The sequence below is a fragment of the uncultured Ellagibacter sp. genome, assembly GCF_934617235.1.
Classification (GTDB): Bacteria; Actinomycetota; Coriobacteriia; order Coriobacteriales; family Eggerthellaceae; genus Ellagibacter.
Genome location: NZ_CAKTTZ010000008.1, coordinates 32,272 through 52,694 on the forward strand (window position 1 = coordinate 32,272; position 20,423 = coordinate 52,694).

Genomic DNA, 20,423 nt, shown 5'->3' on the forward strand with positions numbered 1-20,423 from the left:
GAATGCACCTTAAGTCCCTTGTCCTCAAAGGCTTCAAGTCCTTTGCCGATCGAAGCGCGCTTACGCTCGAGCCGGGCATCACGGCAGTTGTCGGCCCGAACGGATCGGGAAAATCGAACATCTCGGATGCGGTGTTGTGGGTGCTTGGTGAGCGCAATGCCAAGCATCTGCGCGGACAGGCCATGGAAGACGTCATCTTCGCCGGCTCCTCCGCCAGACGAGCAGCGGGTCTTGCCGAGGTCGACTTGGTGCTCGACAACTCGGACGGCACGCTTCCTGTCGACTACGACGAGGTTGCCATCACCCGGCGCATGTACCGTTCCGGTGAAAGCGAGTACCTGATCAACGGCACGGTGGCGCGCCGCATGGACGTGCTCGACATCCTGCATGATTCGGGGCTTGGCACGGGCACGCACTCTATCATCTCGCAGGGCAGCCTCGATTCCATCTTGCAATCGAAGCCGGAGGATCGCCGCGCGCTCATCGAAGAAGCGGCGGGAACGCTCAAGCACAAGCAGCGCAAGGCGAAAAGCGAGCGTAAGCTGGCCCAGATGGACCAGCACCTTGCGCGCGTCCGCGATGTGACCGCCGAGGTTGAGCGGCAGTTGAAGCCGCTTGAGCGCAAGGCGAAGCGAGCGCGCACCTACCTCGGGCTCTCTGCCGAGCTCTCAGAATTGAGGTTGCAGCTTGCTGTCGATGATCTGCGCCAGCTGCAGGGAAAGCATGCCGCCGCTACGAGCCGCGAGGAAGCTGTCTCTGCGGAGCTCGAGGCGAAGCGCGCAGAGATTTCCGCCGCCGAGTCCGCTGCCGAGGCGCTGCAGGAGAAGATCCGCCAAGAAGGCGCGAGTGCCGGTGAGCTGACGCGTCAGCATCGTCAGGCTTCGAGCGCCGTTGAGCGCATCGAGTCCGCTGAGCTCGTCATGCGCGAGCGCAAGCGTGCGGCGACCAGCCGTGCGGGCGAGCTCGCGGTGGCCCTTGAGGCAAACGCCGCTCGCACAAAGACTGCGCAAGCTGACCTTGATGCTGCCAATGCCCAGCTCGCAAGCGTGCAGGCCGAACGTGCGCAGGCCGAGGAGAAGGTGTCGCGTCTTGCCGCGGACCATGCGGATGTAACGGCGCGTCGTGCTGAGACCGAGAAGCGCGCGACCGAGCTTGGCCGTGCGAGCCGCGATTTGGAGTCGCGCATCAATTCGGCGCGCGCCAAGCATGCCGAGCTCAAAGAAGCGCTCACGAACGGCCTCGCACACATGAAGATCATCGAGGGCCACACGCAGGAGCTTTCCCTGCAGTTCGACCGTGCTCAGGTGGAGGCCGCGAAGGCTCGCGACCATGCGCGCGATCTCGACGAACAGCTTTCGGCGCTTGAACAGGTTGAAAAGGAATCCCGCATGCACGTGGGGGAGGCGATGCGAGCTGCCGAGGCGGCACGCGCTGCCCGTGACGAGGCGAGCGATGCCGAGCGCGCCTGTTCCGCCTCCATCGATGCCCTGCGCGAGGTCGAGCGCGCCTCGGCCAAGGCTCAGGGTCCGGCGCTCGAGTGGCTTGCGAGCAACGCGAGCGCCTTCGATGCCGCGGTGGCACCGCTCTCCCATGAGATTTCCGCACCTGAGGGGCAGGAAGCCCTCGTTGAGCATCTTCTTGGTGCCGACGTGGCCGCCCTGCTTGTCTCTGACGGATTGCATGCGGCGAACATGATCGCCTCGCTTGTCGCCGAGGGGAAAAACGGCGAGGTGACGCTCGTTCTGCGCGATGACGCGAATGGCGCCTTGCCGCCGGACGCCACTTCGCGCCCTGCGGATGCCCCGGGATATGCGCTTCTCGAGAGGCTTTCGTTTCCCGAAACGTCTGCTCGTGCGATCCGCGCACTTCTCGGCGATGTCGTCGTCTGCGCGAACCTTGATGAGGCGCTTGCTGCCCACGCTGCCGATGCGCTCGGCCTTCGCTTCATCACGCCTGATGGATGCGTGGTGTGGCCGTCGGGCAAGGTGGTTGCCGGCCGTCACGTCGACGATGGGGGGCGAGGCGCCCTTGCACGCGCTCGTCGCCTCGAGGAGCTCTCGCGTGAGCTTTCCGCTGCAAAGGCCGCGACACAGCAGGCGAGAGAGGCTGCTGAGGTCGCCGACGCCGCTTTGCGCGCAGCTCAGGGCGAAAGCCTTGCGAAAAGCCAGGAATTGGCCGCAGCGAGGGGCAAGTCGGATGCTGCTCGCGCTGCCGCTGACGCTGCCGCGCAGAAGTTGACTTCAACCCGCCACGAACTCGAAAACGTCGAACGCCAGCGCTCGGAGGCCGAGCAGGCTATCGCGAAGGCCCGCCCCGACGTCGAGGAATATGCGCGTCTAGCCGACGAGCTCGGGCGCGAGCTTGAAGGCGTGAAGGAAAGCCTCGCCGTCGCTCTCGATGCCGCGGCGCCCCTGCGCGATGCTGCCCAGCAGGCGACCGATGCGCTTTCCGAGGCGCGTCTTGCTGCCGCGACCCTCGTGGAGCGCGAGACCTATACCATCCGCGTGCGCGATGCGCGTGCGGGCGAGCTTGCTCAGCTTGCCGCTCAAGCGAAGATGCAGCGTCTGGCACATCATGCGAAGGAGCTTTCCGCAACCCGCATCGAGCCGTTGCTTGCGCTGTTCGAGGAACTCGCGCAGAGCGCCCGCCGATGGACGATCGATTTGGAGGACAAGGCCTCTCAAGCGCAGGATTCCCAGTCGGGATTGCATGCCCAGGCGAACGAGGCGCGTGCGAAAGCGCGTGCCGCCCACGACGCCTACGACGCGGCAAGCGAGCGCCTAAGCGCCGCCCGTGTGGACAAGGGGCGCCTCGAAGTGCAGGTGGAAGCCGCAGTGAGCGAGATCGTCCACGGTTGCCGCACGCCGCTTGAGACGGCGCTTGCGTACCCTGAGCTCGAGAATCGCCACGAAGTGGAAGACGCTGCCTTCAAGCTGCGCCGCCGCATCGCCAATTTGGGCACGATCAATCCCGATGCCGCTGACGAATACGACGCGCTCAAGGTGCGCTACGATTACCTGGCAAGCCAACTCGCTGACTTGGACGGTGCGCGCAAGTCGCTCGCGAAGATCAACCGCGTCATCGATGCGCGCATGAAAGACGACTTCGCGCGGACCTACGAGGCGGTGAACGCCAACTTCCAGGAAATCTTCGCCACGTTGTTCCCCGGCGGCTCGGCGCATCTGTCGCTCGTCGACCCAGACGATTTGGAGAACACAGGCGTGGAGGTCTCGGCGCAACCGCGCGGCAAGCGCATCACCAAGATGTCGCTTATGTCTGGCGGCGAGAAATCGCTTACGGCGATCGCGCTTCTGTTCGCGGTGTACCGGATTCGCACCACACCGTTCTACATTTTGGACGAGGTCGAGGCGGCACTTGACGACACGAACCTGCGTCGTCTCATCGCGTTCGTGGAATCGTTGCGCGGAACCACCCAACTCATCATGATCACGCATCAGCGTCGCACGATGGAAACCGCCGATGTGCTGTTCGGCGTTTCGATGCAGGCAGACGGCGTGACCAAGGTCGTAAGCCAGAAGCTCGATAGGGCCCTGCAGTACGCCGAGTAAGCTTTCGTGTGCGGTGAGCCCATGTGGCGCGCCCATTCGCCATTTCCGCCTACGTGTTGTCAACGCCCTCGGCATTTTCGGATGTCGGGGGCGTTTCTTTGCTATGCTGTGATGTGGAAGATTCCGAGGCATGTTGCCTGCCTCTTCGTTTTTCTGAAAGGATAGAACATGGGTTTCTTCGATCGCATCAGCGAGGGTCTTTCGCGCTCTCGTAATAAATTCAAAGAGCAGATGAACGTCCTGCTCGACCGCGGGCCGGACTTGGATGATGAGTTTTGGGACGGGCTCGAGGAGACGCTCATCTTAAGCGATGTCGGGGCTCCCGCTGCAAGCTCCATCGTCGAGAACCTGCGCGACCAGGCGACGCGCAAGGCGCTTCCCGATGCCTATGCAGTGCTCGATATGCTGAACGAGCAGATCGCAAGCACGTTTACCGAAGGTGGGGAAGAGGTCTTCGGCGGCGAACCCGCGCTCGTGCTCTTCGTTGGCATTAACGGCACGGGTAAGACGACGACCGTCGGCAAGCTTGCCAAAGAAGCCTCCGATGCGGGCCGCAACGTCATTTTGGGCAGCGCCGACACCTTCCGCGCCGCCGCGATCGAGCAGCTCGAGGTCTGGGCTCGCCGCGCAGATGTCGAAGTGGTCGAGCGCGAGCGGGGAAGCGACCCTGCGAGCGTATGCTATGCCACGATCGAGCGCGCGGAGGAAACGGGCGCGGATCTGGTTCTTATCGATACTGCTGGTCGTTTGCACACCTCAGCCGACCTTATGCGCGAGCTGGAAAAGGTCGTGAACGTCGTGCGCAAGAGATCTCAGCTGCCGGTCCACACTGTGCTCGTCATCGACGCGACTACCGGCCAAAACGGCATGCAGCAGGCGCGCGAGTTCAACAACGCGCTCTCGCTCGATGGCATCGTCGTCACCAAGCTCGACGGCACGGCGAAGGGCGGCATCGCGCTTGCCGTGAGCCATGAGCTTGAGCTTCCCGTGCTGAAGATCGGCGTGGGCGAGGGCATGGACGACCTGAAGGACTTCGACGCGCACGATTTCGCGCGAGCCCTCGTGGGCGACTTTGACGAGCGCGAGGCGTAGCGGTCGGGCTTTCCGCTAAAGCCGCCTTATCTCAGGCGCCTGGGCTTCTCGTGCTTGGGATTCGCTTACGGGGTTGTTCGGCCTTTCGCGATGCAATATTGGCAGTTCATATGTCGGGCTGCCGTTTGCTGCGCAGCAATCTCAACGGCATTTCATTTTCGGCAAGCAAAAAACGCTCGGCCCTTGCGGACCGAGCGTTTTTTCATGCGAACGAGATGCTCGTGGATCGATTAGAGCAGGTCGTTGTAGCAAGAATTGGCGATGACCTGGGCGGCCATGGCGCGGCTGAGAACGGTGTCAGCCTGGATGTATCGGGTGCCGTCAACGTCGACGCCGGAGATGACGCCAGCGTTCAGAGCCCACGCAACGCCTTCGGTTGCCCATTCGGCAACGCCGTCAGCATCCGGCATGGCGTTAAGCTTGTCCATGGAGGGATTCTCGGCCTTGACGTAGCGGGAAAGGATGACGCACATGGTCTGACGATCGACCGGGGTGTTCGGCTGGAACTCGACACCGGCGACACCGGTGATGATCTTGTTGGCAACGGCCCAGTTGGCAGCTGCGGTGTAGAACTGGCCATCCTCAACGTCGGCGAAGCCAGTCTCGTTCTTCACGTTCGTGAAGTCGGCAGAAGCGGCCTCAGGGTCGACGATGCGATGGAGCACGGTCACGAACTCAGCACGGGTGAGAGCGTTGCTCGGCCCGAAGAGATCGGTGTCAGCATAGCCGGTCATGAACTTGGCGAAGTTGCAGAAGGTGACGGCATCCTCATACCAGGAGCCGGCTTCGACGTCGGAGAAGATCTTCGACGCATGCGTGGTTTGCAGGTTCACGGTGACAACGCCGGTGGCAAGACGCCAGCCGGGAGCGTTGATCGTGCCAGTCTCGTCTGCCTTCCAGCCGCGGAAGACCTTAGCGAGGGGGTAGGTGCTCATGTTGGCGGCAGCAGCCTGCGCCGTGTCGCTCACAACTTCACCTTCGGATTTCTGGGATCCGTAGGAGAACGCGAGGATTGCGGGCGTCTCAACGGCATCGGTGATGTTGTTCACGTCGGTTGAGGACTGGTTGGGGTAGAACAGGTTCTGCTCTGCGATGTCCTCGAACGTGGGCTGGTTCTTTCCGTAGAGACCGTCGGTGCATACGAACTGCAGGTTAGAGCCTTCATCCCAGTACTGGTCGATGCCGGCATCCTTCAGAAGGTCGGCGAAGGTGATGTAATCGGTGGCAGCGTAGCCCACGACAGCGCCGTGGTTGGACTGCTGGTAGTACTGCGTGTCGGTGGAGAGCTTCGACGCCAGTTCGGCCATCGTGTAAGACTTCACGGGCAGGCCGTTGATCTGCACGTTCAAGATTTTGTCGGTGATGGTGAAGGTTCCCTTGACCTGGCCGACGTAGTTGCCGATTCCGGTGATGGTGAAGCTGGCGGTGCCGGCATTCACGTTGTCAACGTACTCGATCGTGTAGTCGACATCCTTGGCGAGCAGGTTGCCTTCCTGGTCGGAGACAGTGATCGGGGTGATAGCGGCGCCGGTGTAGTACTGGGTATCGGTGCCGGAAATCGTGCAGTTGGAGATGCTGTTCACGGTCACGCCGGCCGGTGTCTTGATGGTGAGGGCGACCACGCTGCCGGTAAGGCGCATGCCGGCGTCGATGACGGCGCCTTCCTCGGAAGAGGAGAGGTCGCGAGCGATGCCGATGGCAACCTTGGTGGAGTTGCAGGCCTGGTTGGCGTCGGTGATGGTGCCGTCAAGCACGCCGAGCGCGGCGGCGAGCGCGTCAGCGGAGAACTCGCCCTCGGTCTTCACGCTCTTGTACCAGCCGGGGATGGCGATGCCTGCGGGGACTTCAATGGCGCCCGAAACATCGGTGAGCTCGGTGTTGGAGCGGTTGGGGTAGAAATAACCCGTCTCATGGAGCTGCTCGTAGCTGGGCACGCTCTTCTTGTACACGCCGTCGGTGCAGGTGAACTGCAGCTTGGCGCCTTCCGTCCAGTATGCGGAAGCGCCTGCGTCGGCAATGAGCTTGTCAAACTCGACGAGCTTCTTGACGGCGAGAACGTTCACATTGTCGTTTTTGGTGTACTGGTAGCCTGCATCAACCTCGGTCGCAAGAGCCGAGAACTCCTCGGCAGTGTAGGACTTCAAGAGGGCGGTGTTGCCCGCCTCATCCTCGACGTAGACAGCCATCGTGCCATCAGCGGCAGTTGACGTGTCTCCCTTTCCATCGAGACCGAATGCAAGGCTCGGCAATGCGAGTGCCGTGGCGAGCACGAATGCAAGCGCAATATGCCAGGCCTTCTTGGCGTTCGATAACATGGAAACCTCCTTTTCCTTCTTTCTATTTCCCTTCTCCTATATTCCAAAACCCAAATAAACAGGTTTGTGGATAGTATAGCGCGAAGTATCCCCAATAGAGATAAAACTCGATAAAGGATAGTTCGTTAATCGGCCCCAGAGCTTCTGTCAGGGGCGACTGCGCTCGAAGAGGATCCGCTCGAGCTAGAAGAACCCGAAGGGCTCGCGGCGCGAGACTTGCTGGCCGAACTGGGGCTCGATGAGCTGGAGCTTGCGTTCGATGAGTCGGATTTCGCTGACGAGTCGCTCGATGAGGCGCTTTGGCTCGAAAGGTCGTCGTCCATCGCGTCTTTGTCCTCGGTGATCATGTAGTACTTGCCCGTCTTGGGATCTTGGTACACCATGCCCTTCTCGACGTAGGCGTTGCCCGCATCGGTCATGTCCTCGGGCATGTCCTCGGGCGTGTCGATCGCTTCGAGCTGCTTGTCTTGAAGCTCCGAGAGGGGGGTGAAGTCGATGTTCCAGACGGTGACGAGCGCCATCATGAGACCGCATGCAAACACGAGCATGATGTCCGCGATGTTGGCGACTGACGCCATGGGGTCAGTGTCTTCTTTCGAGCGCAGGCGCCCTCCGCGAAGGTCGCCGCCATTTCGCAATCCGTGCGCCATGGCTATTCGCCTTCCTTGGCGGGGGTGGCGTTGGCTTCTCGGGGTTCTTCGCCCGCAGCGCCGACGAGTTCCTTCAAAGAGATGCCCTTGTCGCACATTTCCTTCTCGGCGCGGGCGATGATGGTTTCCACGTCGACGCCGTCGCCAACCGTGGTCACGACTCCTGCCTCGCGCTCCTTCTCGATCTTCTCGAGCATGGTGCACATAGCTGCCTCGAGCGCGCCAAGGTAGTTCTCATACCAGTTGCCGCGGATACGGCCAACTACATAGGCGACGCCTGCGGTGATAAGGCCGGCGACCGTGGTGTCGAAGGCGACGCCGATCGAAGCTGCAAGCACGTCGGTCTGTCCCTGGCCGAGGGCAACGATGCCAGGGCCGAGGGGAATCAAGGTGCCCATGAGGCCGAACATGGGAGCGAGGCGCACGGCCGCGTCGGTGCGCCCGGTGATGCGGCCATAGCGCAGCTCCTGGATGGCGAGCAGGCGCTTCGCAAGCGTCTCAAGCGTTTCGCTCGGAAGCGAGCGATAGCTCCACAGCGTGAGCAGCGACACCTTCTGACGGCGCAGAAGGCCCGAGTCAATCACGACGTCGGCGAGGTCTTCTTCCTTCGCGCAGGCGATGGAAGCCAAGAACTTCGAGATCACGATGCGGAAGTTGCGTCGCTCGGTCACCGCTTCGACGATGACGCTTCCGATGAGGAAGACCGCGTAGACGATGAACGCGAGCAGGACGATGATGACGGGAGCCAGCAGCCCCTGCGAGACCGCATGGAGAATGTCGGTCAGGTAAAGTGCCTGTGCGATTTCGAGCATTGATCAGTCTTTCTAGGATTCGTGATGGGCAGGGGTTGATGCGCTCGCCTCGGAGTTGTCCGCGGCGTTGCTGATGTTGTTTGCGCCGGCGGCGGCTTCAAGGGAAGCGGCATCGGCGCTTGTGGGCACGGCATCCTCATCGATGGAGAGCGCGGTCGCGTCCGCCGCATTCAGGCTTTGCCCCTTTGCGGTCGGCGGGGTGATGATCTGGTTGTCGGACGTGCAGTTCTTCATGATCTTGCCCATTTCGCAGCGGTAGATGCTGCGGATCGGGGCGATGCTCTTCGTGCCGTCGGGGTTGTTGTATCCCGTGATGACGCCGCGCGTGAGCGCCCAGGCCACGCCGTCTTTCGCCCATTCGTCAACAAGAGAGGCGTCGGGCATGGCGTCGAGCTTCGTGCGGTCGGTCTCCGCGGCGACGTCCACGCCGTTTTGGGACTTCGCGTAGTTCATGAGGATGAGGCACGCCTGCTCGCGGGTGACAGGGTCGTCGGGGCCGTAGCCGGTGGCGACGCCGGTTTCAGGGTCCTTGTAGCTGGTGATGATACCGTTTTCAAATGCCCAGTTCACAGCACCCGTGTACCAAACATTGTCCAAGACGTCGGGCAGGCCGGTCTCGTTTGCGGTCTTGTCGGGATCGCAGGCGGCTGCTCCCTCGGGGTCGGCGAAGCGCCAGAGCACCATGGCCATCTGAGCGCGGGTGAGCTCGCCGTAGGGGAGGAACGTCGTGTCGTTTATGCCCTTGATGAGGCCCGATTCCTTGCAGAACTTGAGCGTGCCGTCCTTCACGTACCAGTCGGTCGCGATGACGTCTTCGTAGCCGAGCTGATCGGCCTTGTCGTAGATGGTGAAGCTGCCGGTTACTTTTCCAGTGTAGGAGCGTGAGCCGCGAACGGTGAAGGTGGCGGTGCCGATTTCTTTGTTGTTCTCGTACTTCACGTTGTAGTCTTCGCCCTTAAGCTCGGTCCCGTCGGGAGCGTAGACCTTCACCGGCGTGATGTCCTTGCCGGTGTATGCCTGATCGTTCACGACGATGGTGCAGTCGTCGATGCTTGTCGGCGCGGGCGCGTTCTGTCCGTGGATGATGAAGTACATGTTCACGAAGTTGTCGAAGTCGAAGGGTCGTCCGCCGCCCTTGAAGCGCACGGTCACGCAGCCGACCTCGTTTTTGTCGGGGTCGCCGACGTTGGCGTATTGTGTGTAGTTGCTCGAGGTCGTATCGCAGTTGGGGTTGCCGTAGACGAGCTGGTAGTCGGTACCCTCGACGAGCGTGTGCCCCTTGTAGGTGACCTTCGAGATGGTCGGGAGAATCTTCGAGCCGGTGTAGTTGAACACGGGGGCGCCGTTCTCGAACGCGATAGCCTTGTCGTTCCACTCGAGGTTCTCGCCGTCCCATTCCATGTACTCGATGTCGACATCGGTCATAAGGCTTGCCGGCGTAATCTTGAACAGACCCTCGGTCGTGCCGGTGTAAGGAGCCGACTCGGTGGGGGAGATGACCACGGGGTAGTAGCCGTAGTGGTAGACGCCGTCGGCGGACCACTCGGGTGCGGTCTGCGTCATGTTGATGGTCTTGTTAGGCGAGATGTAGCGCTCGACCATGGTTTTTCCTGCGTAGGTGGTGTTGGAGCCGCTGTAGACGCAGGTCTTGAAGGTGTAGGTGAACCAGTCAGAAGGGAGCTTGTTGCCGTAAGCGTCGGTGACGGTGATGTCGTCTGCCGCAAGCGTTTTCTCCGAGTAGTCGAATTTACTGCTCTTGATGGAGACGAGGCAGGACGCAAGGTCGCCCTTCACGATGCTGTAGGTGCACACGTTGCTTTGCGTGCCCGCGTAGGAGCCGATGCCGACGATGCTCGCGCTGTAGCCGTCGCCGAGGTCGGTTGCTCCTTCTTGCGGTACCACGTAGAAGTCGACGTCCTGGGTGAGGGTCTTTCCTCCCATGGTGACCTCAAGGCGCGGAATGGCTTCGCCGCCGGTGTAGGGCGCGTTCTCCGCGCACGTCGCCGTGACGCCTGAAAGCGGAGTGGTCGAGATGGAATTTGCGAAACACTTCAGGACGGGATAGCCATTGTTCTGCCCGCCGGTTGAGAGCACGAAGTAGTTGTCCCATTCGCCGCCGTTACGCTGCTTGTTGAGGGTGGCGACGGCGCTTGTGGCGCGCAGGTCGGTGGCGCTCACATACGCGCAGTTGGAATACGTGCCCGAGCTGGAGTCGACCACGTGGTAGATGTCGCCGTCTGCACAGGTGTCCTTGAGCACGAGGCAGTCATGCAGGTTGCCATCGTTCTGGCCGATGAGGCCGGAGCTCTTGTTTCCGGGGAGCGCGTCGATCTTTCCGGCGCTGTAGCAGCTGTATACCTCGGGAGTGGGCGTGGTGTGCGTGCCGTCGGGCTTCGCGTACTGGAGCAGCATGCCCGCGATGCCCGCGACGTAGTAGCCGCCGCCCGTGGCGGTCTTCACGGTGCCGGTGTTGCCGCAGAACGAGACGGTTCCGTGGCTTTGCCCCACGATGCCGCCGCCAGCGGGCTTGTTCCAGCGGTTTACGGTGACGAGCGCCGCGTTCGCGCACTCGGTGACCACGGTGTAGCTTCCTGCACTGCCGACGATGCCGCCGCCGGAATACAATCCGGTGACCTGGGCATTTTTATCGGTTAAGCAGCGCTGCGTGTAGAGGATGTCATCTTTGGAGCCGTAGTCGATCTCGGTCGAGTCTCCCGAGCCGCTCATCGATAACCCGCGAAGGGAGCCCACGATGCCGCCCGTCATGCTCGCCTGAGCACCGGAGACGATGCCCTTGCAGGTGCTGTCGTAGACGCTGCCAAGGGAAAAGCCCACGATTCCGCCGACGCCCTCGGTCTTGGCGGAGATTTTCTCACCGAAGCGGTCGGTTCCCGCCTCGCAGGGGGATTGGGAGTCGATGGAGCCTGAAAACACGCAGTTGTAGATGTTGCCGTGCGTCCTTGCGCCCTCGATTTCCTCCTGCGCGGGGTCGCCCAGGTATGCCACGACGCCGCCGATGGTCTTCGCGACGATGAGCCCTGGTGAGCGGCCGTTGCCGTCGGTGCCGTCGGAGCCTGCGGTGTTGGTGATGGCCTTGAGGCTGCCCGAGAACTCGCAGTTCTTCACATCGCCGAACACGGTAGCCGCCATGCCGCCGATCTTGGACATAACGCATTTCACGGTGTCGGTTTGAGGCGTGTCGACAGCGACGTCGATCGTGGCGTCGACGGTGCAGTTCTCAACCGAGCCCTTCGAGGTGCCGATGAGGGCTGCGACGTTCGAGACTGCCTGCGAGGAGCTTGCGGAGCGATGGACGGTGACGGTGGCGCCGGTCACGTGAACGTTCTTCACGACCGACTTCTCGCCGCATCCGCCGAACAGCGCGATGTTCGTTGCGCGCTCGCCTGCATCGGCGAGAGACGTGAGGCTGTAGCCGCGGATCGAATAGCCCGCGCCGTCGAAGGTGCCGTTGAACTCGTGTCCGCCTTTCCCGCCGATGGGGGTGACCTCGGCGCGGATGAACACGATGTCCTTTGCGAGCGTCACGGTCTTGCCCTCGAAGGTGACGCCCGAGTTGACGAGTTCGGCGAGGCCTGCGAGCTGCGATCCGGTGCTTAAGGTGTAGCTCGATGCGCCCTCCGAGTACCAGGAGGTGTCGGGGCTCACCGCGCGCAGATCCCATGAGGTGCTGGCGAGTTCGATGAGCTCCCAACCTGGTTGCTCATCGTTAATTGAGAGCAGTGCGGGCGCGTCGTCGAGATACGCCTCTGCCCATGATTGAGCCTCGTCGATGGTGGTCACGCTGCCGGGCGTTTCGACTGCCCAGGCCGCGCATGGTGCAGCGCAGGCAAGCGCGAACGCGAATGCGACCCCCATCGCTGCGGTGCAGATGTTCTTCTTCATCTTCGGTCTCCTTTCGAACGCTATCTCAGGGGTAGTTTCTGTCTGCGGTATCTCACGCCCATCTGCACGCCTCCCGCGGCTGCCGTGCCAATGGCGAAGGGGATGACGAACGGGGCGAAGGGGTTCTCGAAATCAATGGTGTCGACGTCGGAGGGGTTGGGGTTCATGACCTGGTAGACTTGCCATGAACCGCCGGTGGTGCCGCCGCCGCCGTCGCTGATCGCAGCGGACCCGCCCCCAAGGCCGGTGGCGTCGCCGACATCGGTGCCGGTGCTTCCGCCGTCTCCGCCTCCTTCTCCGCCGCCCGAGCCGCCTTGCCCGGTGCCGTCGCCGGTGTTGGTACCGATCTCGGGCTGAACGGGGGGAGCGCCTGCGAGGACGACTTTGATGGTGTTGATCCAATAGACCTGGGCGTTCGACGTGACCTGGCCCGATCCGGTCGCCCCGAAGAGCAGGCGGAAGCAGGCGTTGTCGTTCATGTCGGAATAGTCGGGATCGATCGAATCGCCGTACTTGTACCAGCGGAAGTTCGATTGCACGGCGAGCATCGGGGACACGGGGATGCCTTCCTGCACGTTGCCGCCGGCGTCGTATTGCGGGAAGTAGTAGCGGATCGAGCCGAAGAGCATGTTATAGCTCACCGCTGTGCCGAAGTCCGAGGACCCGACGGGGGTGTCGGCGGTGACGAAGCGGAACTCCTTGATGCCGTCGAGGTTCGCTCCCGCGGCCTCGAGCACCGTGGAGAGCAGGACGCCTCGGCCGCTTACCGTGGCGAAGCGGTTCGCCGAGCCGATGACGGTGTAGGTCTGTTCGACCATGCCCATCGCCTCGACCTCGGCGCGCGAGAACGTCTTCTCGGAAACGACCTTGTCGGGGGCTTCCTCCCACACGACCTTCACGGTGAGGGAATCCTGCGGGCGCGCCACGGGGTCGGGCTTTTCCTCGGCCGCGGTGCTCACGCACACCTTGCCCGTGACGGTCGCGCCGCCGATTCCCGCCGTGGACGAGGCGCTCACCCAGACGTTCGCCTCCTCAGCGGGGCGGTAGAGGCCGGTCGTCGGCTCGACGTAGCCGAAGGTGGAATCGTCGACACTCCAGGAGAGGTCGGCGATCGCGCCGTTGGTTTGCTGGCTCAAAAGCCCGTTGGAGGTGAGGTAATCGGTCGTCGTGCCGTCGGCGGGGTTCGTCACCGTCACGCGCGCGACGAGCTGCAGCGTCTGGTTCGTGTTGTAAAGGCGTGCGCCTGCCTCGGTGTAGGGTTCGCCGTTTTCATCGCAGATGACGACGCTCTCCACGTAGAGCTCGTTGTTCTGCCCGCTCACGTCGATAATGTAGGAGGTCGACAGTCCGTCGCAGGTCGCGGTGAGCGTGACGGTGCCGTTTGCGAGGGCCGTCACCTGGCCGGACGTGCTTACATGCGCAACCGCCGGGTCGCTTACCGACCAGGTGGTCATGTGCCCGGTGTCACCCGCCCAGGAGGTCGAGCCATCGTTCCATACGAGCTGCACCTTGAACTGGAGCGACTCGCCCTTCTTCGTGAGCTGGCCGTGCGTCTCGGGCGTGTTCTCCCAGCTGTTCGATGCGACCTTCCATCCGCTTCCGACGTAGGGCGTCTCGTAGAACAGTGAGATGCCCTCGACCGACTGGGTGGGAGGCTGCGGGGTGGGGTCGGGATCGGGTGCCGGATCGGGTTTGGAAGGCTGCTCGGTTGAGCTTCCGCCATCCGACTCGCCTTCCGCAAACGCGGCTCCCTGCGCGTAAAACGTCAGGGAGAACGCGAGCAAGAAGACGAGCAAACAACGCAGCGCGTCGCTGGCAAGTCGTTTGGCTGTCATGGTCTGGCTGCGCATCGCTACTGCTTTCCGTAGGGAGGATACGAATTGCCCAAGAGCTCGCGCGCGTCGTCATCGGTGATGTCGACCCAGTACAGAAGCGAGTAGAAGTTCTTGACTTCCTCCACCATGTCGACGTTGTAGCGATCGGGGTAGAGCATGTTCGCGATCCATTGGATGCCGAGGAAGCGGTTCACTCCGGGCGGGCGGTCGCACCATGCGAACGGGGCGTTCGGCATCGTGTAGACGCGGCCGTTCTTCACGGCGGAGATATGGCTCCACTTCTCGTCGGTGCGGATGATCTCGTCGGCACCGCCGCGGATGACGTCGTCCCACGCGATGATGACCTCGGGGTCCCAGGCGAGCACGGCTTCCAAGCTCACGTTGGTCATGCCGATGCCCTGGGTTTCCTCGACGGCGGAAACGTTGTTTGCGCCTGCCACGTCGAAGGTGAGCGCGTGCAAGCCGCGGTCGGGCTCGGTCTGCAGGCCGAGCGGGCCCTCGGCGTAGTAGAGGCGCACCTTCTCGCTATCGGGGATGTCGGCGGTCGCCGCCGTGACGTCGTTGTAGACGCGCTCGAGGTACGTGGCGATTTCGCTTGCGCGCTCTTCGGCGCCGAGGATCTCCCCGAGGAGCTTGTAGGCGGTGCGGATGTTGTCGAACGACCCGTCGATGCACAGGGCCGGGATGTTCGTCTGGCTCTCGAGTTTTTCCGCAGTCGAGACGTCCGCTGCGGAAAGTGTTGTGCCCGAGCAGTCGATGATGAGCTGAACGTCCTGCTTGAGGAGCATCTCGCGGTCGATCTCGCCGCCGCCTGAGAGCGTGCCCATGTAGATAAGGTTCTCGGTTCCCGCGGGGAGGTAGCGCAGCTCCTCGGCCGTGAACTGCATGCCCGTGCCGCCGAGCAGCTGCGGGGCGAGCGTGAACACGAAAATCTGCGCAAGGGCACTCGTGAAGTACACGCGCTCGAGTTTGTCGACTGTGGGGATGGTTCTTGTGCGGCCCCAGGAGTCGGTGAACTCGCGAGTGCCGCGAAACGTCGCATCGAGGCCCGATTTGACTCCCATGTTGTCGAGGGCCCCCGTCACCTGATCGGCCGAGCAACCCGACAAAAGCCCACTTCCCGGCAGCAGCGCGGTCATCGCTGCAACTCCGCCGAATTGCAGGAACGTCCTGCGGCTCATCGCCTGGTTGTTCCCATTCTCACTTTTCGTCACGATAACTATTCGCTTCCTTCTCGTCCTATAACGGGATGCACACGCGCTCGGTGTGCCCTGGTTCTATCTCAACGTCGATTACGTAGACGTTCGTTCCGTAGATCTGCCTCAAGGTTTTGTTCGTGATGACCTCGCTCGCCGTTCCCTCGTTGATGACGAGGCCCTTCTCCATGACGATGACCTTGTCGGCGCAGAACAGCGCATGGTCGGGGTTGTGCGTCACCATGACTACGCCCATACCCGCTTGCGAGAGCGACTTCATGCGCGAGAGCACGAGCTGCTGGTTGCCGAAGTCGAGGCTTGCGGTCGGTTCGTCCATGACAAGCAGGTCGGGCTCTTGCGTGAGGGCCCGCGCGATCAGCACGAGCTGTTGCTGGCCGCCCGAAAGCGCGGTGTAGGGGCGGTCAGCCAGATGCTCGATCGACATCTGCTTCATGGCGCGCCACGCGATGGCTCGGTCGTCGGGCTTCACCACGGCGAGCCGGTTCACGTAAGGGGTGCGCCCCATGAGCACGACGTCGGCCACGTTGAAGGGGAAGGGCGGCGTGTGCGCCTGGGGGATGTAGGCGAAATGCCGTGCGAGCTCCGGTTCGTCCATGTCATGCGTGCTCTTCCCGTCGATGAGCACTTCGCCGGCCGTCGGCTTCATAAGCCCTAGAACAGTCTTCAGGGTGGTCGTCTTGCCGCAGCCGTTTGCGCCGATGATGCAGACGAATTCCCCGTGCTCGACGGTGAACGAGACGCCGTGGACGATTTCGGTCTTGTGGTAGCCGCCGTGAACGTCGCGCACTTCCAGAAGATGGCCCATCGTTTACCACCCCTTCTGGTTGCGCTTGAAGATGAAGATGAAGAACGGCACACCGAGGATGGAAGTGAGAATGCCGATTGGAATTTCGACCGTCGCGAGCAGGCGTGCAAGGTTGTCGACGAGCAAGAGATAGCTTGCGCCGACGACCATCGACGCCGGCAGGAGCGCTCGATAGTTGGGGCCGACAAGCGCGCGGGCGAGGTGCGGGATGACAAGGCCAACCCAGCCGACGATGCCCGAGACCGCGACCGAGCACGATACGATGAGGGTCGACGCGAAGATGACGACGAGGCGAACGCGGCGGGTCTTGATGCCCATGGAGCGCGCTTCCTCGTCGCCGAATGAGAGCACGTTGAGTTTCCAGCTTTCGAGCAATAAGAGTAAGAAGCCGCATATCATCGGTATGATGACGGCTTTCATATCCCCATCGCTCACGCTTGCGAAGCTGCCCATGAGCCAGAAGGTGATAGTGGGGAGCTTGTCGTTGGCGTCGGCCATGAGCTTTACGAGCGAGGTGCCCGATTGGAAGAGCGTCGAGACGAGGATGCCGCCTAAGATGAGGCCCAAGATGGCGTCGGAACGAACCATTCGGTTGAGCCACACGGCGCACGCGACGGCCACCATGCCGCCTGCGAACGCGAAGACCTGCACCATGTAGTTCGGCATGTCGAGCAGAAGGGCCAGGCAGGCGCCGAAGCTTGCGCCCGCGGATGCGCCCAGAAGGTCGGGGGAGGTGAGGGGGTTTTTGAACATGCCCTGATAGGCGGCGCCCGCGACAGAGAGCGCGGCACCGACGAGCATGACGACGACGATGCGGGGAAGACGGATGTTGAACAGGGCCGTGTTCGCGGCGTCGGAGATGACGATATCGGGATCGTTGAACAGGTTGTACACGCCGACGGTGATCTGGGCGACGACGTTTTTCACCAGTTCGTCAGGGGCTACGGGGTACTTGCCGAGCGCGAAGGAGGCGAAGAGCATGATGACGAGTACGGCGACGATCCCGATTTTCACTCCGAGAGAAATCTTCTTGTCAAGCGCCTCTTGCGCCTCGCGATATTCTTCGCTGAAGTCGGGCGTCGCGACGCTTCCCGTCCTGTTTTGCATCGTAATTGAATTCCCCTAAATCAAAATATACACAATGCCAAATAGAGCCAAAAGAGACTATACCAGAACAAGAACATCTGAAAACAAGTATTATGCGGAATTTAGGCAATATGTTCGATTTAGGATAAGAACTGACGCGAGCGGTCCAGGAAAAAGAAAAGCGCCCTCGTTGGGGCGCTTTCTGGTGAGGCTCGATTGTCTTTCGGTAAAGCTCTACGCGGCTTCGATGTCCTTTCCAGGTTTGAAGTCGCGGCCTTCCTTTCTCCACTGGCTGTACTCAGCAGAAGCGGCAAAGAGCACGTCGGAGGAGGAGTTGAGCGCGGTTTCGCAGGAGTCCTGGATGACGCCGATCACGAAGCCGATGCCGACGACCTGCATCGCGATGTCATTGCCGATGCCGAACAGCGAGCAGGCGAGCGGAATCAGGAGCAGCGAGCCGCCCGCGACACCCGACGCGCCGCATGCGCTCACGGCAGAGAGGACCGACAGGATGATCGCGGTGGGGATGTCGACTTGGATGCCCATCGTGTGCGCCGCCATCATGGCCATGACCGAGATCGTGACCGCAGCGCCGCCCATGTTGATGGTTGCGCCGAGCGGGATGGAGAGCGAGTAGTTGTCCTTGTTAAGACCCAGCTTGCGGCACAGCTCCATGTTCACCGGGATGTTGGCGGCCGAGCTGCGGGTGAAGAATGCGGTGAGGCCGGAGTCCTTCAGGCAGCGAACCACAAGGCCGTAGGGGTTCTTGCGGAAGCACGCGAAGGAAAGGATCGGGTTGGTGACGAAGGCGATGAAGAGCATGCAGCCCACGAGCACGAGCAGAAGCTGGCCGTATTCGGTGAAGATTTCAAGGCCATTGGTGGAGACTGCCGTGTAGATAAGGCCCAAGATGCCGAACGGGGCGAGCGAGATGATCCAGCGGACGACGGTCGACACAGCGTCGGAGATGCTCGTGAACACGTCTTTCACCTGGTCGCTTGCGCGTCTAAGGGCAATACCCAAAACGACAGCCCATGCGAGGATGCCCAGGTAGTTCGCGCTCATGAGGGCCGTAACCGGGTTCGCCACCACGTTGGTGACAAGCGTCGCGAGGACTTCCCCGATGCCGGAGGGCGAGGATTGCGCCTCGGCGGCAGCGGAGAGCGTGAGGTCGACGGGGAACAGCGTGCTCGCCAGGACGGCGACGGCGCCCGCGATGAAGGTGCCCACCAGGTACAAGATGATGACGAGCTTCATCTGCCCGCCGCCCTTCGCATTGCAAAGGGCGCTGATAACCAGGAAGAACACGAGGATGGGAGCAACACTTTTCAGGGCGTTCACGAAAAGCGTGCCGAGCATCTCGATGATCTCGTTCCCGGGGATGACGAGTGCGAGGATGGTGCCGATAACGAGGCCTACGATGATGCGCTTGATGAGGCTGATCGAGTTCCAGGCTCGTCCAATCTTTTTGACGGTGTCCACTGGCGATCCTTTCAGTATTGAAAGCTTCATATAATAAAGCTGGGGGAAGGGTGCAGGAAAAGCACCCTTCCCCCAGCTGGTGCGGGCGAAAGGACTTGAACCTTCACGGGGGTTGCCCACCAGAACCTAAATCTGGCGCGTCTGCCAATTCCGCCACGCCCGCACTCTTTGCTGCAGGAAAACAGCGGACACATGATAGCAGAATGCGGCAAGTTGTAGCGCGAGGACGTCTCCGAAGTTGGCAAACCCCTGGCAAACGGGAATTCATTCCCCGAAAACGGGCACGTACCAGCTTCTTTCTTTGACAGGGAAGTCGCCAAATTTGTCTTTGACGCTAAGAAACCTTATAAATTAGTAATAAAATACACCTATGCCAATATAGGACATAGGCATATACTTTAACTTGATAATAACTGTCAAGCAATATGGGTAATCATTAGTCAAACAAATGCAATGCCGCAGCGAGAAAGGATTCCCTGATGGACGAATTGCTTAGCGATGGCGCTAACGGCGCGATTATTGTAGAAGGTGGCAATAAGTGCGGTTGCGATTCTGGCGGAGTTGCAACGCCGGGAATTAAAGGGAGAGTCGGCGCCAATGATTATGCGATTGCGCCGGAAGAGTGGGACAAGCCGCCGGTTGCTAAATGCGATGTTCTGTATTCGGTTGGAGGTGTGTACGGAAACATCGAGGCAATGAAAACTGTGCGTGAGATGGTCAAATCGGAAGAGGGGGATGTTTGCGTGGTTTACAACGGCGACTACCACTGGTTTGACGGGACGGCTGAGAACTTTCTGGAAGTAGAGCGCTTGCTTGAGGGGTCTATTCCCATGAACGGAAATGTCGAGTTGGAGCTTGCCCGCCTGGAGGATTGCGGCGTGGGGTGCGGATGTTCTTACCCTACGACGATGTCGGATGCTTTCGTTGGTCGTTCGAACGCTATATTCGGCAGAATGAAGGAATCGGTTAAGAATCTCCCCGAGGTGAGTGCGCTCGGCAACCGACCCGCATGGGGCGTTGTTGAAGTTGGTGAAGCGCGAGTCGGAATTACCCACGGTGACGAGAGCTCGGTTTCGGGGTGGGGCTGCTCCGTTGAAAACCTCCAAAACCCAGCGAGGAAAACGAAGCTTGACCAGTTTTTCTCCGAGAGAAATGTTGACATTCTCTCTACGACCCACACATGCGCTGCTGCTGCGTTAGCCCTTCCGCATGGGGTTGTCATAAACAATGGTTCAGCCGGTCTTCCAGAATACAAAGATAAGCTGTTCGGCCTGGTAAATCGAGTGGCTAAAACCCCGCATCCTGATGCTGTGTATCGCTCGAGGGTCAAAGACGTATTCGTCGAGGCGGTTCCTGTCCGATACGATCAGGATGCGTTTATCTCGTGGTTCGACTCCGTCTGGGAATTAGACTCCCCAGCAGCTCAGAGCTATAGACCGAGGGCAATTTCGGGACCTGATACCACCTACGACGATGCCGTCTTTGAAGGATTCGAAATACTCGATTGATAGACGAAGCGGTAGTTTGCATCTTCGCTTTCGATAAATAGTCGCTTTATTCGAATACACTCGCCGAACTAATAGTTGACGTAGCCATAACATTAAATAAAATAGTCGACCATATCAATTAGTTGATATTTCATTATTTATTATTAAGA

Annotated in this window: 12 protein-coding genes and 1 tRNA gene; 3 read left to right on the forward strand and 10 right to left on the reverse strand. The window is 61.0% G+C overall.

Translation table 11 applies throughout. The features are described from left to right. The first annotated feature begins 2 nt into the window (after positions 1-2). Together smc and ftsY are read left to right on the forward strand one after the other, a co-directional pair. The gene (smc, locus tag Q0G85_RS02860) at positions 3-3,569 is read left to right on the forward strand and encodes a chromosome segregation protein SMC (protein WP_297154544.1); all 3,567 of its coding nucleotides are present in this window, start codon (positions 3-5) and stop codon (positions 3,567-3,569) included. A gap of 168 nt (positions 3,570-3,737) precedes the next feature. Beyond that, positions 3,738-4,661 (forward strand): signal recognition particle-docking protein FtsY, encoded by a 924-nt coding sequence (gene ftsY / locus Q0G85_RS02865; protein ID WP_297154546.1) that lies wholly within the window; start codon positions 3,738-3,740, stop codon positions 4,659-4,661. A 230-nt stretch (positions 4,662-4,891) separates the two neighbouring features. On the opposite strand, the gene Q0G85_RS02870 is transcribed toward ftsY, so the two are convergent. From Q0G85_RS02870 to Q0G85_RS02915, 10 genes are all read right to left on the reverse strand, one after another. Next, positions 4,892-6,976 carry an S-layer homology domain-containing protein gene (locus tag Q0G85_RS02870; RefSeq protein ID WP_297154548.1) on the reverse strand — a complete coding sequence of 695 codons (2,085 nt, stop codon included), beginning with the start codon at positions 6,974-6,976 and terminating at the stop codon, positions 4,892-4,894. Positions 6,977-7,101: 125 nt separating this feature from the next. Continuing rightward, positions 7,102-7,626, reverse strand: coding sequence for a DUF2149 domain-containing protein (locus Q0G85_RS02875; protein WP_297154549.1), 525 nt, complete (start codon positions 7,624-7,626; stop codon positions 7,102-7,104). A gap of 2 nt (positions 7,627-7,628) precedes the next feature. Next, entirely contained in the window at positions 7,629-8,438 is an 810-nt protein-coding gene (locus tag Q0G85_RS02880) for a MotA/TolQ/ExbB proton channel family protein (RefSeq protein WP_297154551.1), read from the reverse strand. Positions 8,439-8,450: 12 nt separating this feature from the next. Then, on the reverse strand, positions 8,451-12,341 hold the full coding sequence (locus tag Q0G85_RS02885; protein WP_297154553.1) for an S-layer homology domain-containing protein: 3,891 nt from the start codon (positions 12,339-12,341) through the stop codon (positions 8,451-8,453). Positions 12,342-12,361: 20 nt separating this feature from the next. Continuing rightward, complete coding sequence (locus Q0G85_RS02890) at positions 12,362-14,176, reverse strand: Ig-like domain-containing protein (RefSeq protein WP_297154555.1); 1,815 nt, start codon at positions 14,174-14,176, stop codon at positions 12,362-12,364. Between the two features lie 17 nt (positions 14,177-14,193). Then, positions 14,194-15,390, reverse strand: coding sequence for an ABC transporter substrate-binding protein (locus Q0G85_RS02895; RefSeq protein ID WP_297154557.1), 1,197 nt, complete (start codon positions 15,388-15,390; stop codon positions 14,194-14,196). A 25-nt stretch (positions 15,391-15,415) separates the two neighbouring features. Then, on the reverse strand, positions 15,416-16,198 hold the full coding sequence (locus Q0G85_RS02900) for an ABC transporter ATP-binding protein (RefSeq protein WP_297154559.1): 783 nt from the start codon (positions 16,196-16,198) through the stop codon (positions 15,416-15,418). Positions 16,199-16,201: 3 nt separating this feature from the next. Next, positions 16,202-17,305, reverse strand: a complete 1,104-nt coding sequence (locus Q0G85_RS02905) for an iron ABC transporter permease (RefSeq protein ID WP_297154560.1) — start codon at positions 17,303-17,305, stop codon at positions 16,202-16,204. A 213-nt stretch (positions 17,306-17,518) separates the two neighbouring features. Continuing rightward, positions 17,519-18,766: a serine/threonine transporter SstT gene (gene sstT / locus Q0G85_RS02910; protein WP_297154562.1), complete on the reverse strand. Its 1,248-nt coding sequence runs from the start codon at positions 18,764-18,766 to the stop codon at positions 17,519-17,521. A 77-nt stretch (positions 18,767-18,843) separates the two neighbouring features. Beyond that, positions 18,844-18,929: transfer RNA gene (locus Q0G85_RS02915), tRNA-Leu, on the reverse strand. Positions 18,930-19,245: 316 nt separating this feature from the next. Between Q0G85_RS02915 and Q0G85_RS02920 the strand changes: the two genes are divergently transcribed. Then, positions 19,246-20,274 (forward strand): hypothetical protein, encoded by a 1,029-nt coding sequence (locus Q0G85_RS02920; protein ID WP_297154563.1) that lies wholly within the window; start codon positions 19,246-19,248, stop codon positions 20,272-20,274. The last annotated feature ends 149 nt before the right edge of the window (positions 20,275-20,423 follow it).

Coding starts and splice junctions, on each gene's coding strand:
- ftsY (WP_297154546.1), top strand. CDS start 3,738: ATGGGTTTCTTCGATCGCATCAGCGAGGGTCTTTCGCGCTCTCGTAAT.
- smc (WP_297154544.1), top strand. CDS start 3: ATGCACCTTAAGTCCCTTGTCCTCAAAGGCTTCAAGTCCTTTGCCGAT.
- Q0G85_RS02880 (WP_297154551.1), bottom strand. CDS start 8,438: ATGCTCGAAATCGCACAGGCACTTTACCTGACCGACATTCTCCATGCG.
- Q0G85_RS02885 (WP_297154553.1), bottom strand. CDS start 12,341: ATGAAGAAGAACATCTGCACCGCAGCGATGGGGGTCGCATTCGCGTTC.
- Q0G85_RS02920 (WP_297154563.1), top strand. CDS start 19,246: ATGGACGAATTGCTTAGCGATGGCGCTAACGGCGCGATTATTGTAGAA.
- Q0G85_RS02875 (WP_297154549.1), bottom strand. CDS start 7,626: ATGGCGCACGGATTGCGAAATGGCGGCGACCTTCGCGGAGGGCGCCTG.
- Q0G85_RS02905 (WP_297154560.1), bottom strand. CDS start 17,305: ATGCAAAACAGGACGGGAAGCGTCGCGACGCCCGACTTCAGCGAAGAA.
- Q0G85_RS02890 (WP_297154555.1), bottom strand. CDS start 14,176: ATGACAGCCAAACGACTTGCCAGCGACGCGCTGCGTTGTTTGCTCGTC.
- Q0G85_RS02900 (WP_297154559.1), bottom strand. CDS start 16,198: ATGGGCCATCTTCTGGAAGTGCGCGACGTTCACGGCGGCTACCACAAG.
- Q0G85_RS02870 (WP_297154548.1), bottom strand. CDS start 6,976: ATGTTATCGAACGCCAAGAAGGCCTGGCATATTGCGCTTGCATTCGTG.